The 14,726-nt window shown below is 59.4% G+C and carries 14 protein-coding genes and 1 pseudogene; 8 read left to right on the top strand and 7 right to left on the bottom strand.

Annotated elements, in window-relative coordinates:
• Positions 1-369: 369 nt before the first annotated feature.
• From BA011_RS39935 to fcl, 6 genes are read left to right on the top strand one after another with little or no spacing between them, the layout of a single operon-like run.
• On the top strand, positions 370-1,320 hold the full coding sequence (locus BA011_RS39935) for a glycosyltransferase family 2 protein (RefSeq protein ID WP_065284858.1): 951 nt from the start codon (positions 370-372) through the stop codon (positions 1,318-1,320).
• Positions 1,317-2,417: a glycosyltransferase family 4 protein gene (locus BA011_RS39930; RefSeq protein ID WP_065284857.1), complete on the top strand. Its 1,101-nt coding sequence runs from the start codon at positions 1,317-1,319 to the stop codon at positions 2,415-2,417. The genes BA011_RS39935 and BA011_RS39930 overlap by 4 nt, the downstream gene beginning before the upstream one ends.
• Positions 2,411-3,556 carry a glycosyltransferase family 4 protein gene (locus BA011_RS39925; RefSeq protein WP_065284856.1) on the top strand — a complete coding sequence of 382 codons (1,146 nt, stop codon included), beginning with the start codon at positions 2,411-2,413 and terminating at the stop codon, positions 3,554-3,556. Before BA011_RS39930 ends, BA011_RS39925 begins: the two co-directional genes overlap by 7 nt.
• Positions 3,553-5,760 carry a GumC family protein gene (locus tag BA011_RS39920; RefSeq protein WP_065284855.1) on the top strand — a complete coding sequence of 736 codons (2,208 nt, stop codon included), beginning with the start codon at positions 3,553-3,555 and terminating at the stop codon, positions 5,758-5,760. The genes BA011_RS39925 and BA011_RS39920 overlap by 4 nt, the downstream gene beginning before the upstream one ends.
• Before the next feature lie 48 nt (positions 5,761-5,808).
• A complete protein-coding gene (gmd, locus tag BA011_RS39915) occupies positions 5,809-6,900 on the top strand; it encodes a GDP-mannose 4,6-dehydratase (protein WP_065284854.1) in 1,092 nt (363 codons plus the stop codon).
• Positions 6,893-7,963: a GDP-L-fucose synthase gene (gene fcl, locus BA011_RS39910; protein WP_065284853.1), complete on the top strand. Its 1,071-nt coding sequence runs from the start codon at positions 6,893-6,895 to the stop codon at positions 7,961-7,963. Before gmd ends, fcl begins: the two co-directional genes overlap by 8 nt.
• Positions 7,964-8,265: 302 nt before the next feature.
• On the opposite strand, the gene BA011_RS44040 is transcribed toward fcl, so the two are convergent.
• From BA011_RS44040 to BA011_RS39890, 7 genes and pseudogenes are all read right to left on the bottom strand, one after another.
• Positions 8,266-8,610, bottom strand: a complete 345-nt coding sequence (locus BA011_RS44040; protein ID WP_151343808.1) for a YkgJ family cysteine cluster protein — start codon at positions 8,608-8,610, stop codon at positions 8,266-8,268.
• 169 nt (positions 8,611-8,779) lie between these two features.
• The gene (locus BA011_RS39905) at positions 8,780-9,829 is read right to left on the bottom strand and encodes a class I SAM-dependent methyltransferase (RefSeq protein WP_065284852.1); all 1,050 of its coding nucleotides are present in this window, start codon (positions 9,827-9,829) and stop codon (positions 8,780-8,782) included.
• A gap of 176 nt (positions 9,830-10,005) precedes the next feature.
• The gene (locus tag BA011_RS39900; protein ID WP_065284851.1) at positions 10,006-11,064 is read right to left on the bottom strand and encodes an alpha/beta fold hydrolase; all 1,059 of its coding nucleotides are present in this window, start codon (positions 11,062-11,064) and stop codon (positions 10,006-10,008) included.
• Positions 11,065-11,149: 85 nt separating this feature from the next.
• On the bottom strand, positions 11,150-11,398 hold the full coding sequence (locus BA011_RS45965; RefSeq protein ID WP_065284850.1) for a GMC oxidoreductase: 249 nt from the start codon (positions 11,396-11,398) through the stop codon (positions 11,150-11,152).
• Entirely contained in the window at positions 11,395-11,568 is a 174-nt protein-coding gene (locus BA011_RS45960; protein WP_237352901.1) for a hypothetical protein, read from the bottom strand. The genes BA011_RS45965 and BA011_RS45960 overlap by 4 nt, the downstream gene beginning before the upstream one ends.
• 22 nt (positions 11,569-11,590) lie before the next feature.
• Positions 11,591-12,084 (bottom strand): annotated as a pseudogene (locus BA011_RS45955) (AAA family ATPase); the annotation flags it as partial.
• Between the two features lie 7 nt (positions 12,085-12,091).
• Entirely contained in the window at positions 12,092-12,526 is a 435-nt protein-coding gene (locus BA011_RS39890; RefSeq protein ID WP_237352896.1) for a carboxymuconolactone decarboxylase family protein, read from the bottom strand.
• Positions 12,527-12,716: 190 nt separating this feature from the next.
• Here BA011_RS39890 and BA011_RS39885 point away from each other — a divergent pair, with 190 nt between their 5' ends.
• Both BA011_RS39885 and BA011_RS39880 read left to right on the top strand, forming a co-directional pair.
• The gene (locus BA011_RS39885; RefSeq protein WP_065284848.1) at positions 12,717-13,643 is read left to right on the top strand and encodes a LysR family transcriptional regulator; all 927 of its coding nucleotides are present in this window, start codon (positions 12,717-12,719) and stop codon (positions 13,641-13,643) included.
• Positions 13,644-13,811: 168 nt separating this feature from the next.
• Entirely contained in the window at positions 13,812-14,423 is a 612-nt protein-coding gene (locus tag BA011_RS39880) for a L,D-transpeptidase (RefSeq protein ID WP_065284847.1), read from the top strand.
• Positions 14,424-14,726 lie beyond the last annotated feature (303 nt).

Genomic DNA, 14,726 nt, shown 5'->3' with positions numbered 1-14,726 from the left:
CATTGCCCATAAGAGGAGATGTCACCCGTGACCAATCACCGGTAGCTTGACGATGAAAGCATACCGCGAAGCACGTCGCGCCGAGCCGCAGTTTCCGGTGAAGTGAGGCAATAATTCTGGCGCAGCCGGCTGTTGGCAGGTGACGCTTAGAAGGGTTGGGATTGCAATGGTTCTGCGTCATGGTCCTGGTTTTGTACGTTATATAAAGGGAGCGTCACGCGTTGCAGCGTTGTCGGCGGTGACCCTACCGGCTCAAGGCGAAATCCTGATCGAGCTGAACTCCTTCCATCAATTCGCGCTGCCAAACGCGCGAGCGTTCGCAACTCTGGCGCACCGACGTGTCGCCCAGCGACGCGCTTGAGGGGTGTCATGGAGCGGCCGACATTCAGCGTCCTTATCAACAACTACAACTACGGTCGCTTCGTCGAACGAGCGATTGACAGCGCCTTGAGCCAAGAGGCGTCCAATGTCGAGGTAATCGTCGTCGACGACGGCTCGAGCGATCAGTCGCGCTCTGTTCTCGACGGCTATGACAAGCGGGTGACGGTGCTTTTCCAGGAGAACCAGGGACAGGCCGCCGCCATAAATGCTGCTGTGAAGTTAAGCAGTGGCGACATCCTCTGTTTTCTCGACGCCGATGACTGGTGGGCGCCAGGTAAGCTGTCGGCAACAGCCGCTGCTTTCCACTCCAATCCTCAGGCATCGCTTGTTTATCACCGACTTCAGCCAACGCAGACCGATGGTTCTCCAGCCTTCAAGCCAATCCCTCGGACCCTGTGTTCAGGAAATTTGTCGCCACGGCTCGCCAGATCGGCTGGTTGGTGGCCCTTCCCGATGACATCAGCTATCGCTGTAAGGCGTAGCGCGTGGGATGCTGCAGGGGATATTCCCGAGCAGTTCCGCATGTCTGCAGATGCCTGGCTCACAGGCATCTACCCATTTCTGGGGGGCGTTGTCGCCTTGTCGGATCCACTCGGGTTCTATCGGATTCACAACAACAATTGGTATCGGCCAGTCGATGACGCCGCCATGCTGCGAAGGCGGATGGCCCATTGGCAGGCTACCGTTGAAGCGACGAACCGGTTTCTTTCTGCGCACGATCTGGCGGGAAGGCTGCGTCTGACCGATCACTATCCGTACCGGGTGGCCTCAGCCAGGCTGCAGGGCGCCGATACACGCACTCGGTTCAGACTTGCTGTGGAAGGGCTCTTTTTCGCCGGAGAACCAAACTTGCTGAGGCGGACGCGTGATGCATTGCGCACAGCCTGCGACCTGCCTCGACTTGGTCAGGATGTCGGCGTGTCGGAGTCGGCACGATGAAGGCGCTGCTGCTGGTTTCCGAACTGGAGGACTACACCATCGCCTTCGCTAGCGGCGTTGCGCGACACGCGCACGTCGTCCTAGCGGTTCCGCGCCGGCGCTACGCACATCTTGCTCCATGGATCGATCCGGCTGTCGATCTGCACCTGATGGACTGGCCAAGGCACCGCTCGCTCTCCAATCCCTGGTTCCTGCACCAACTCACACGTCTTATCCGGCAGGAGCGGCCGAACGTCATTCACCTTCTGAGCAACTCGACGCTCTGGTTGAACTTTGCCGCGCCGTTCTGGCGCCCGATCCCGATCGTGACCACCGTCCATGACGTGGAAGTGCATCCCGGCGATTCCGACACCCGCACGCTGCCCGCCTGGGCTCCCCAATTGATGGTGCGGCAATCGGGTCATGTCGTCGTCCATGGCGAAGGGCTGAAACGAATGGTCCTCGAGCGATATTCAAAATCGCCTGATTGTGTCCATGTCCTGTCGCATCCCGCCATTCATCGCTACGCGGAACTCGCTCGGCGGCACAAGATGGCGCGGCGCGGCGCAGATGGAACTTTGCGCGTTCTGCTTTTCGGACGGATTTTTGCTTACAAGGGATTGGAGCATCTGATCCGTGCCGAGGCGATGCTCAAGGACCTGCTCCCCAATCTACGCATCACGGTCGCTGGCCGCGGCGATGATCCGTGGATCTTCCAGCCCCTTATGGGGGACGCCGGCCGCTATGATATTCGCAACCGCTTTATCGAGGATATGGAGGTCGCCCAGCTCTTTCTGGATGCCGATATCGTTGTCCTTCCCTATACGGAAGCCTCTCAAAGCGGCGTCCTCAATCTTGCCGCGGCATTTGGCAAACCGGTTATCGTGACTGATGTTGGCGAATTGCGAGCCACCGTTCTGCCAAACGGACTGGGAATGGTGGTTCCACCGGGAGATGTGGAGCAGCTCGCGCGGGCCATCTGGACATTGGCGGAAAATAACGAGCTCAGAAGCAGTTTCGGGACCAGCGCGCTTGCATGGGCTACAGGTCCGAATTCGCCTCAACAGGTCGGAGCACAGGCTGCGGCCGTTTATCGTAAGGTGGTCGGGGCATGCTGATGAACGCGCTCACGGATGGGAATCGGGTAGCGACGCGCAACGCAGCAGCAACCGTCCGCCACTACGTCCCGGGCGGCTGCGAAAACGGTGGCGGAATTGGCAGGCTGGTCGGTTATATATCGAACACCGCGAAGGAGGCCGGCGAAACACATCTCGTCACCGACACCAGAGGGCCTCGGTGGTCCTCCGTTGCGTCGCCTGTGCGTCTGCTCGGCGCCGTCTTGATGATGGCGAAGGACCGTATAATTGCTCCGGCACGCATTCACCACATTCATGTCGCGGGTCGCGGCAGCACCGCAAGAAAACTGATCCTGACCGAGGCTGCCCGTCTCCTCGGGTGCTCTCACATATTGCACCTGCACGACTACGACTACGCGAGCGACTTTGCCGCACGCTCGCCACGTCAACAAATGCTTGTACGCCGGATGTTCCAACATGCCGACCAGGTCGTGGCACTGGGCCAGCGCGACCGCGTGACGCTAACGACGCTTCTCGGCGTGGAAGCGCGCCGCGTCGTCGTCATCGGCAATTGTGTTCCCGACCCCGGGCCGCGCAATGTTCATGTCGGCGAGATGCCGTTGATCATATTTCTCGGCCGGCTGAGCGAACGCAAAGGCGTTCAGGAGCTTCTGCTTGCCTTAAGTCATCCGATCATGAAGGAGCTCCGGTGGCGAGCCGTGCTGGCAGGCGACGGACCTGTGGAAGACTACCGGCGCCAGGCTGCCGCTATGGGACTTTCGGATCTGGTGAAAATGCCGGGCTGGCTTGGCGCCGACGAGGCGCAAGCCTTGTGCACACGGGCAGATATCCTGGTCTTACCTTCGCATGCCGAGGGCTTGGCAATGGCTGTGGTCGAAGGGCTTGCCCATGGGCTCGCCGTCGTCACCACGCGCGTCGGCGCGCATGGCGAAGTCATCTCCGACGGTGAAACCGGCGTCTTCGTACCTGTCGGAGACAAGGATGCCCTGGCTGCGGCGCTGGCTAAGCTCGTCACCGACCCGGAAGTCCGCAACTATCTGTCGGCTAAGGCCCGCGCTCATTATCTCAACAATTTCAGTATGAAGGCTTACATGCGATCGCTGGACAAACTCTACGACGCTATCTCCGCGCAACCTCAAACAACGGCTGGTGAACGATGACTATTTCGACTGTGCCGCCAGACCGAAACACCTCGCTCTCGTCGATGCGCTACGATCCCCGGCTTCAGGTAGAGACTCGTTCGGACGACCTTGATCTGACTTCAGGCCTGCGCCTTATCCGGCGACGGATGGCCATGATAATGGCCATCGTCATGCTCCTTATGGCGGTTGCCGCAACCGTGATTTCGGGATTGAAGCCGACTTATCATGCCGAGTCCCGGCTGATCATCCACACGCCTCTGGCGACAAAGCTCGGCACCGACGAGTCCGGCCGCAACGATCCGCTGGACGCCACATCTGAGACCGAACGGCTTCTTTCCAGGAGCATCGCAGAGCGGGTAATCCGCGACCTGCGGCTCAATGAATGGCCGGAATTCAATCCGGCTCTGCAAGAAGTCTCGTCTATTGGCAAGATCCGATCGATGCTGCGCAGTTGGATCGACAGCGAAAAACCGTCCTTGCCGATACGGGACAGCATCGAGCCGATAATCCCAAGGTACTACAAGGCCCTCCGCGTTTGGCGCGATGGCCAGGGTGACGTCATTCAGATTGGTTTCGATGCGAGCGACCCCGAACTGGCCGCCTCGGTCCCGAACCGGCTCATCAGCATCTACCTCGAAGAGCGGAAGGACAGTCTGCGCGGTCGAGTGGACGCAGCAGAAGAATGGCTTCTGCTGCGCATCGATGAACAGATGGGGCGCGCCAAGGCAGCACGCGATGCCGCCGACGTGTACCAGAAAGCTACCGATGTTGCCTCAAATGACGACGATCAGGTTGAACAGATCAAGTCGATAATGGAGCTGGGCGAGCGGCGGACAAAAATTGAACAAAGCCGCGCTGAAGCGAGAGCAACGATATCCGCACTCGAAGCAGCCGACGACCCCTCGCTCGTCCTGCAGAATATGGTCATTCCCGACAGCATTGTTGCAATGCAACGCGAGCTTCGTGCGCAGGAGCAAGATCTCGAGCGCCTTCTTGGGACATATGGCAACACCGCCGAAGCCGTGGTCGACGCGCGCGCCAAGATCCTTAAATCTCGCACCGATCTCAGCCTTGCAACCGATCGATATCTCCAATCGATACACGCCAAGCTTGCGGCGCTCGATCATGAGGACGACGCAATCCGGACGGCATTGGCGGCCGCTCATGAGAAACGCACTCGCTCTGCCCTGGCGCAAACCGAGTTGGCCCGACTCCAGCGCATGGCTGACAGAGAGCAAACGGCGCTGGACAAGCTCGAGGAGCAGCGCCGTGGCCTGGCTGCGCAAGCCATGTTGCCGGGCGCGGAACTGGAAGTCTTGTCACCGGCCGCGGTGCCGCTGGCGCCTCAGGGACGCGGGCGGCTTTTCTATTTGATCGGCGCCCTTTTGGCTTCGGTATCGATCGCGGTGACGGCCGCTTTCGTGGTCGAGATGTTGGACAACTCAGTCCGCAGCTTCGACCAGATGGCCGGAATGTCGCGTATCGTACCCGCTGGATTCATCCCGCACCTGAAACGGAAAGACCGGAGAGATCCGTCGATGCTCTTCGGGAGCATCCAAGACGGGATGTTTGACGAAGCAATTCGCTCCGTCATGACTTCGCTCAAACAATCCAATGGCGGAAAGTTGCCCAACAGTATCGTTGTGACGTCGGCTCACAGCGGAGAGGGTAAGTCGCTTGTCGCCAGATCCCTGGCAATCGATCTCGCCGCCAGCGGGATTCCGGTGCTGCTTGTCGATGGCGACCTCAGACTCGGAAATCTCGACTCGTTTTTCAAATCGGAGCTAAAGCAGGGGTTGAACGAATTCCTGTGTGGACAAGCCGGAATGCGGGACATCGTCCATCACCATCCAAGCGGCATCGACTTCATCCCGGCTGGCAATGCCAGTCTCCATCGGCGCGTTCGTTTGGCTGATGCGGCGGACATCGTCGCGATGGCCGCCTCACTCGGCCAGATCGTCATCTTCGACAGCGCGCCGGTGCTCGCCTCGGCTGATACGATGCATCTGACAGCGTTAGCGGAACGAACGCTGGTGGTCGTAAAATGGGGAAAGACGAGCCGTCGCGCCGTAGAGTTTTGCCTACATCAGCTGAAGACCGCGCGCAACGTAGAGATCGCCGTTGCCATAAATAACGTCAATCCGAAACAACACGCAATGTACAACTTCAGCGATTCAGAACTGTTTGTGAGCTCACTGAGGAAGTACCACGAGTTCACATGAACCCGAACAGCAGTCCGCCTGATTCCGAAATAAATTACGGAGACCGCATTGAAAAACGAAAATAAAGTCGCGCTGGTTACAGGTATAACGGGTCAGGACGGTGCGTATTTGGCCGAATTACTCCTGGAAAAGGACTATATTGTTCACGGCCTCAAGCGACGCTCATCGTCCTTCAACACCAGTCGTATCGAGCATCTATACGAGGATCCCCATGTCGAGAATCCTCGCTTTATTCTGCATTACGGGGACATGACCGATTCAACGAACCTCATCCGCGTCGTTCAGGAAACGCAGCCGGACGAAATCTATAATCTCGCCGCACAGAGCCACGTTCAGGTCTCTTTCGAGACGCCGGAATATACGGCTAACGCCGATGGAACCGGCACCCTTCGGCTGCTTGAAGCCATTCGCCTCCTGGGTCTGACCAAGAAGACCCGCTTCTATCAAGCGTCCACCTCAGAGCTCTACGGCAAAGTTCAGGAAGTCCCGCAGAGCGAAACGACGCCTTTCTACCCTCGATCCCCCTACGCGGCTGCCAAGCTCTACGCCTATTGGATTGTGGTTAATTATCGCGAGGCATATGGCATGCACGCCTCGAACGGCATTTTGTTCAATCATGAAAGCCCGATCCGCGGCGAAACATTCGTGACGCGCAAAATCACCCGGGCGGCGGCTGCGATCCATCTTGGGCTGCAGGAAAGGCTTTATCTCGGCAACTTGGACGCCAAGCGCGACTGGGGACATGCACGAGAATATGTCCGTGGCATGTGGCTGATGCTGCAACAGGACGAACCGGAGGACTATGTCCTTGCAACCGGCGAAACGCACTCGGTTCGTTCCTTCGTTGACAAAGCCTTTGCCCAGGTGGGCATGCCGATTGATTGGCGTGGGAACGGGGTTGAGGAAAAGGGATACGATAAGACATCCGGTCGGTGTGTGGTGGAGATCGATCCGGCTTATTTCCGTCCGACTGAAGTTGATCTTCTGATCGGCGATCCGACGAAGGCGCACACGAAGCTTGGCTGGAAACATGAGACCAGTCTTGATCAGCTGGTCGCGGAGATGGTTCGCGAGGATCTGAAAGTCATGGCACGAAATGTTCCGTCAGCCGGTGTCACCAAAGGTTTTGCCTATGCCTGAGGTGATCTACAGCCTTGCCGGAAAAAGGGTCTATGTCGCGGGCCACCGCGGCATGGTGGGCTCTGCGATCGTGCGACGTCTCGCTTCCGAAGGCTGCGAGATTTTGACGGCCACCCGCGCCGAGGTCGATCTCAGACGGCAGGAACAGGTGGAGGCCTGGATGAGTAAGCATCGTCCCGACGCTGTCTTCCTGGCTGCTGCGAGGGTCGGCGGTATTCTCGCGAACGCTACCTATCCGGCCGACTTCCTTTACGACAACTTGATTCTCCAAGCGAACGTCATCCACGCCGCCCATAGAACTCACGTCGAAAAACTGATGTTTCTGGGCTCGTCCTGCATCTATCCGAAATTCGCCGATCAGCCGATCGTTGAGGACTCACTTCTGACCGGATCGCTTGAACCCACGAATGAATGGTATGCGATCGCCAAAATTGCCGGATTAAAGCTCTGTCAAGCCTATCGCAAACAGCACGGTAGAGATTTCATCTCAGCCATGCCTACCAATCTTTACGGTCCAAGCGACAATTTTGACCTCGGGTCAAGCCATGTCATGCCGGCGCTCATACGCAAGACGCATGAGGCCAAGGTCAACCAGCAGCAAGAAATATGCATCTGGGGTACCGGCACGCCGCGGCGCGAATTCCTGCACGTTGACGATTGCGCCGACGCCTGCCTCCATCTCATGAAAACCTATTCCGCCGAAGGTCATGTGAACGTAGGTTGTGGCGAAGACATTACCATTCTCGAATTGGCATACCTCGTCTCCAAGATCGTTGGTTTCGAAGGCAAGATCACGCGCGACCTCACCAAGCCGGATGGCACGCCACGTAAACTCCTGAGCGTCGACAAGCTTCGCACTCTCGGCTGGTCTCCTCAGATAGGTCTGAAGGAGGGCATCGCAGATGCCTATCGCTCCTTCCTTGATGGCCATCATCTCGAACGCCGCGACACAGCTGTGTCCGGCGACTTGATCGGTCAAAGCGACATCAGTTTCGAGAAAGCGAAGAGTTCGGCACCGCACGCGCCCACGCTCTCGACCGTTGCGCATCATCCCTCGCCATAGGGAATTTGCACGAGGGATAACAGGGTTTTGTCTCGGGGGACGCATATGCTGCGACGGCGCAAATAATGCAGCCTGTAGAAATCAGGATTGCAGCGCTCATTTTCCTGATAGTCGTGTGGGTGGTGATTATCGGTGCGGCAATGGATTTTTTCGCGGTCGAAATGCCGATATCGCTTGTCGCGCTATTAGGCAGATAGTCCACATCGGATGGCTCCACCGGGCCTCACCTTCGGCTGGACTGTCGCACGACAATCGCTGCAGTAAAGTCGACAGGCGAAGAGAAGAGCCGGACGGAACCCGCCTCAGTTGATTGGCGGTTCCGCATCGATGCGACCCGGCGGCAAACTTGGCTGACCGAGCCCGAAGAACGCGCGCGCGGTCAAGCATGCGTCGTCCCCTGGGACGCAGGCGCGGCAGACGTCAGGCCGAAGATCGTACACTTGACAGGATGTCTCTGAACCGACGCGACCGACCAATGCGGAGCAGCGCGCACCGTCGCAACGCATTCCTTGCTGGTTCGCGGCTACGAATTGCGCCGGCAGCAAATCGAGAGCAGCGTCTGTTTCGGTGGAAAACCTGGGCCAGGTCGGCGAGAAGGAGCAGCAGGCTCCGCAGCCTTGGCAATCGAAATCGATCAATGATGTCATGGCCCGCTCCTACCACACAGCCCGCCGAGAGCAAAGCCTTCGCACGATTTACCGCCGCCGTTGAAGATAGGGCGGCTGGCGTTCTCCTGCAAACCAGTCGCCGCACTCGTCGACTTTCCTGACGAGGCCGGGAATGCGGCGCGGCATTTCCAACAGGCGGCGCGACCTGTCAGCTGGCCTCGAGAATCATGTTGAGGGGCGTCTGGGCCGCACGCCGGATATGAGTGAAACCGCCTGAGCGGATCACCTCGGCCAATCGCCGCTCTCCCGCTTGCGCACCGAGTGCCAGCCCTGTCTCCTGCGCAAGCGAGGTCGGAACGCAGATCATCGTCGAGGCTGAGTAGTAGAGCCGTCCAACCGGATTGATGTTCTCCTCCAGCGTATCTCCGGCCATTGGTTCGACCACCATCCAGACGCCGCCCTCTTTTAACGCCTTTCGGATATGAGCCGCAGCGGCTTTCGGGTCGCCCATATCGTGCAAGCAGTCGAAGCAGGTGATCAAATCGAAATCCCGGCCGTCGAAATCCTGCGCCCGGCCGACCTCGAAGTGCAGGTTCGTCAACCCGTGTGCCTGGGCGTGCGCGGACGCAGCGGCAATCGAGCCTGGATGGAAGTCGTAGCCCACGAACCGGGAATTCGGAAACGCCTGCGCCATCAGGATCGTCGATAGCCCGTGCCCACATCCGACGTCCGCCACCTTCGCACCCGTTTTCAACCTGTCGGTCACACCCTCGAGCGCCGGCAGCCAGTCCTGCACAAGGGCGTTGACATAACCCGGGCGGAATAGTCGCGCGACGGCGCAGAACATGCAGCCGGCCTGATCGCCCCAGGCAACGCCTCGGCCGGTTTTGAAGGCGGACTGCACCTTCGGCTGGTTCTCGACCATCGCAGCAGCGGTATCGAACGCGCCAATCAGATTGACCGGGCTGTCCGGCTCGGCAAATACGAAGGCCTGTTCGGGCGTCAGCGAGAACAATCCTCGCTCATGGTGCACATAACCCGAGGCAGCCTGTGCCGCCAGCCACTCGCGGACATAACGAGGTGCGCATCCCGAGGCATCGGCAAGTTCGTCGGCCTTCACCGGCCCGATCTCCTTCAGCGTCCTGTACAGCCCGAGAGCATCTCCGATCCGGACCAGCGGCACGCTGACCGCTCCGCCGAGGTCGCCAAGGACGCGGCCCACGAGTTCATTGAGCGTTGTTTCGTTGATTTCCGTCATGTGAATTCCTCCCGGTCCTCGGATGGCGTCCTGCCATCCGCGATGCCAAGGATGAAGCTTGCCGTCTCGGCGAGCATGAGGCGGTTGTCCCGCGTCTGCGAAGAAATCCCGCTCCTTCGAGGGACACATGTCCCATAGGCATCGGAGGAGGTGCCTATCCACCTGCAGAAGCGGGACTATCGGGAGAGCGCGACGACGATCGCTTGCGAGCGGCTATGTACGCCGAGTTTGCTGAAGATCACCGACAGCTGGTTTCGCACGGTCTTTGCACTCTTGCCAAGCCGTTCTGCGATCGCACGGTTGCCTAGCCCCTCCGCGACAAGGTCGAGAAGGGCGGCCTCGGCGGGTGTCAGACCGGCCTCACTGACCGCACGCGGCCGCACCGACCGATCCTGCCCGAGAAAGGCGGCAAGTTCCGTTTGAAATACATTCCAAGCGGGCTCGTCCGGCAAGAGCACATGGTTCTTGCTCTCAAGCGGCACGAAGCGCGCGCCCGGAATCGCGGCGGCGAGCTTGCAACCCTGGTCAAACGGCACGCGCATGTCACCGCGGCTGTGTGCGATCAGCGTCGGGACGCGCAGCATCGCCGCAAGATCCAGCACGTCGATCCCCTGCATCTGCCAAAGCAGTTGTGCGGCGACGTCAGCCGCTGCCGTTTGCCGCTCGAGATCGCCCCACCAGCGATGCTGTTCAGGCGTGCCGTCGGGGATAAAGAGATTGGTGAAGAACCGGCAAAACGCCGGATTATCGCGTCCCCAGCCGACGCGAACGAAATTGACAAGGGTCTCGGCTTCCAGCCGCTCCGCCTCGGTCTGGGCTCTGGCGCGGGCACCCTGACCATAGGCGTTCAAAAGCACCAGATGCGATACTCGCTCTGGATACTTGAGGGCATATGCGATAGCGAGCGCGCCGCCCTGCGAAAGACCGAGGAGGACGAAGCGCGGCTCCTCGATCGACGCTGCCACGGCAGCTAGGTCTGCGTGCCACGCCTCGACCGAAAGGTCAAAGACATGCCGGTCCGACAGACCGCAGCCGCGCGGATCGTAGCGCACAAACCGGTTGTGGGCGGACAGCGCCTGGAGCCACGGCCGCCACACCGGGCTTTCGAGATCGTAATCGACATGGCTCAGCCAGTGCGCCGCCCGCAGGATCACCTGACCCTGCCCGCAAGACGCCATGGCGATACGGGTGCCGTCCTCGGCTGTAGCGAACCGTATGGTCTGACTGAGTTTCATCGGTCGAGAATATCGCAGCCGAAGATCGCATAACAGACCTATCTCCTACAGCGGCGATCCAATTGCTCCAGCAATGGCCTCCAGTCTATGCGAGGATAAGGCCGACAGCTTTGCCTGCCGCAGCCATGACGGCAGCGTTGGTGTTGCCGCTGACAATCGTTAGCATCAGAGACGCGTCTACGACCCGCAAGCCTCGTGTGTCCCGGACCCTGAGGCTGGTATCCAGGACCCCTTCTGGGTCGCTGTCTTGACCCATCTTGCACGTGCCGACAGGGTGATAGCCGGTTTTAACAGTGCGCTTGCAATGAGCGGCGAGGGCCTCGTCACTTGTCACGTCCGCGCCAGGGAATATCTCTTTTCGATCAGCTCACGCATGGGGGAGGCTTCGAGAACCGTCCGGGCGAACCGGAACCCTGCAATGGTCAGACGCAGGTCATCGGGATGGCCGAAGATCGGGGTGTCGACGATCGGGGTTTCGAATGGATCGTTCGACGCCAACGTCATGCAGCAGATCGCTTTCGTTGGACGGACCCTGCAACTTTGCCCCGCCCAAAGCGGAGGAAATGGCCCGGTCGAGCTCGACCGCGGGTATGCACAAGGGTCGCAAACACTGCCGCCATGTTTCCGCCGTCTTGATCCAGCAGCATCGACGTGACCGCCAGGCAGGGACGCCGAATCCCGATCGGTCCTGAATCCATGGAAGAATCGCCAACCGTCGATGAGACGGCGAAAGGCCGCAATTTCCGGATAATGTCCAGCATCTCCGATGCATCGCGATTCCTGTTTCCGACGTCATCATCGCCTGCAAGGGATAATCCTCCATGCGGCCGCGGTCACCGCGAACCATGATCCCCGGCCCGGTGCGCTTCATCATCGTAACGGGGCGCGATCCGGCCTCAAAACAAAGCTCTTCGGCCTTGACCTGCGGCTCGAAGGCAAATCCGGCGGCAGTCTGAGCCCGGCTTCGACCCAATATCGCCACGTCACAGCCCGCTCCTCGTCGAGAACCTCCACTTCAAGACCGTGACTACGGTCTGGCTCGCGCTGGCTTATTGTCGCCGGCGTCCGACCGCTCCGCAAAAAGCTGAGACAGTGCTTGCGACGCAGCAATGGCACGGGGAAAGCCTGCCGGAACCGTTATCATATAGATCACTTCCTTGAGCTCTTCCTCGGAAACGCCGATATTGAGCGCATATCCGGCGTGAACCTTCATCAAGTCCATCAGGCCCATTGCCGCAAATGCAGCGACGGCGGCGAGTTGGCGCGTGCGGTTATCGAGACCCGGACGCGACCACACGTCTCCGAGAGCGTAGGCTTCGGTTGCTTCGGCGAGGAACGGAAACTCTTGCCGCATCGCTTCTAAATTTGGCTGTGTCATGCCGTTGTTGAGGCTCCGGATGACAGCAGCACCGCGTTCGCGACGCTCCTCCACAGTCTGAGCGAAGACCACATCCGACGACACGGCCAAGAGCGCCGGCAGTACCCGCGGCTGTAAAGTGTGAGCGGATATTCTGATACATGGAAATCCTCCTTGTTCGATCCATTTTTGTCACAAAGCGAGACCTCCGAATGTCCTTTGAGCCAAAAGTACGGTGGACACGACGGCGAAGCAATTTACGAATGGTGACAAGCTTGGTAAGCTCCGCTGACCAATGGCCATCGATCTAAAACTCGTGTCCGTATTCCTTGCCGTCGCGGAAGCGAAGAGTTTCCGCGGCGCGGCTGAGCGACTCGGCCTCACCCACTCGGCGGTAAGCCAGGCGATCCGACGGATGGAAGACCGGATGGGAGTTGCTCTCATCCAGCGCACGACGCGTAGCGTCAGCCTGACTGAAGCGGGCATGCGGCTTTACGAGCGCGTTGGGCCCGCAGTCGCCGAAGTCGAACTGGCACTGGATGATGCCCAGGATCGAGGGTCCCAGCCGACAGGACTCCTGCGGCTCGCTGTATCGTCGATTGCCGAGCGGTTTATTTCCGGGCCGCTGCTTGCGAGCTTCATACACGCCTATCCGGGCGTGCAAGTCGATGTAAACGTCACCGATGAAGAGTTCGATATCGTCGCCGAGGGTTACGATGCGGGTGTGCGGCTCGGCGAAGTGATTGAGCAGGACATGATCGCGGTACCGGTCTCTGGCAACCAGCGGCAGCTCGTCGTCGCCGCGCCGTCTTACCTGGAACGCTTCGGAACGCCCGCAAATCCATCAGAGCTTTCCAGGCACTGCTGCATCGGCTGGCGTCCGGCGCCGGATGTGGCGCCGTATCGCTGGGAGTTCGAGGAGAATGGTCGGGAATTCGACGTGGCCGTCAATCCGAGGATCACGACAAACGATATGGGGGTCATGGTGCGGACGGCGTGCGCCGGCGGAGGCGTGACATTCGGCATGGAAGAGACGTTCAGGCCGTATCTCGACCGGGGGGAACTGATGTCGCTTATGGAGGACTACCTACCGCCATTCCCAGGATTCTTTCTTTATTTCGCGGATCGCCGAAATCTGCCTCCGAAGCTGCGCGCCCTCGTCGATCACGTGCGTTATCGCTCCGATAGGAATGGAAATGAAATGTCTTTCGAGGCGGGCTGAGGAAGAGGATCGGTCTCAGCCAGTTCCTGTTCGATGCCGGAGCCGACTGATTGAGCGACCGCAGCATCATCAGCGGCAATAGCTTTTCAAGATCCTGCGGCGAGCAGTCATAGTGCCGCCACAGAATTCGGCCCAATCAACCTTGTTCAACAAGCGGATGGCGACAAGATGAGATTGCTGGCTCTCGTGGCTGCGGCCTTTTTGCTGACGGTCTTTCAGACTCAAGCCCAGATCTATGGGCCGTATGATGGATATGACGACTTTGATGGATACGGTTACGACGATCCCTACAGCCCCTATCCGCCACCACTCGATTACGATCCAGCGCCTCCCTATCAAGAGCCCCTGCATGATCGCAGGCAACCGCCGACAGGGCGTGCAAAAGGAACCATCGAAATCGTCACGAGCGAACATACGCTCATTTACACCACCCCTTGGGGCGAGCAATTCGCTTACCCCATCGCGGTCGGCCGTGAGGGCAAGCAATGGTATGGATCTACGCGGGTCGTGTCGAAGCGAGCGCATCCTGAGTGGCGACCCACGGCCGGCATGCGTCAGAAGAATCCTCGGCTTCCAGCGGTCGTGAAGCCCGGCCCCGCCAATCCGCTCGGAACCCGCGCGATCTATCTCGCCGATGGCTTGTTGCGCATCCACGGCACCAACGACCCCTCGTCTATCGGCACCAACGCGTCGAGCGGGTGCTTTCGAATGTACCGTCAAGATGTCGAAGAGCTTTACGAGATCGTGCAGCCGGGAACGAAAGTCATCGTTCGGCGCTAGAGCCTTTCCGGGTTAGATTGAAGCATTCTGCCGGAGCAGGTTTTCGTCAGGGCAAAGGCGATTGGCGACGGGCATACCCCTTGGTACGTCCGAGCCGATCGCCTTTGATCCTGGCGGGAAGATGCCCGGCCCTTCGGGTTGGCTGAAACGGGCCGGCTGATCGACCGGCCGGCTTGGCCGTAGAGCCGGGCTACGACGCGCGCCGGCCGGTCGACCATCCGACTCCGTTTGAGCCAACAGAATGCTTCAATCTAACCCGGAAAGGCTCTTGCTGTCAGCCGATCGATCGCTAATGGATCTCTG

This window comes from Rhizobium leguminosarum, from assembly GCF_001679785.1.
Lineage (GTDB): Bacteria > Pseudomonadota > Alphaproteobacteria > Rhizobiales > Rhizobiaceae > Rhizobium > Rhizobium leguminosarum_R.
Note: the sequence above shows the minus strand (reverse complement) of the source record. Positions and strands in the feature narration are given on the sequence as shown.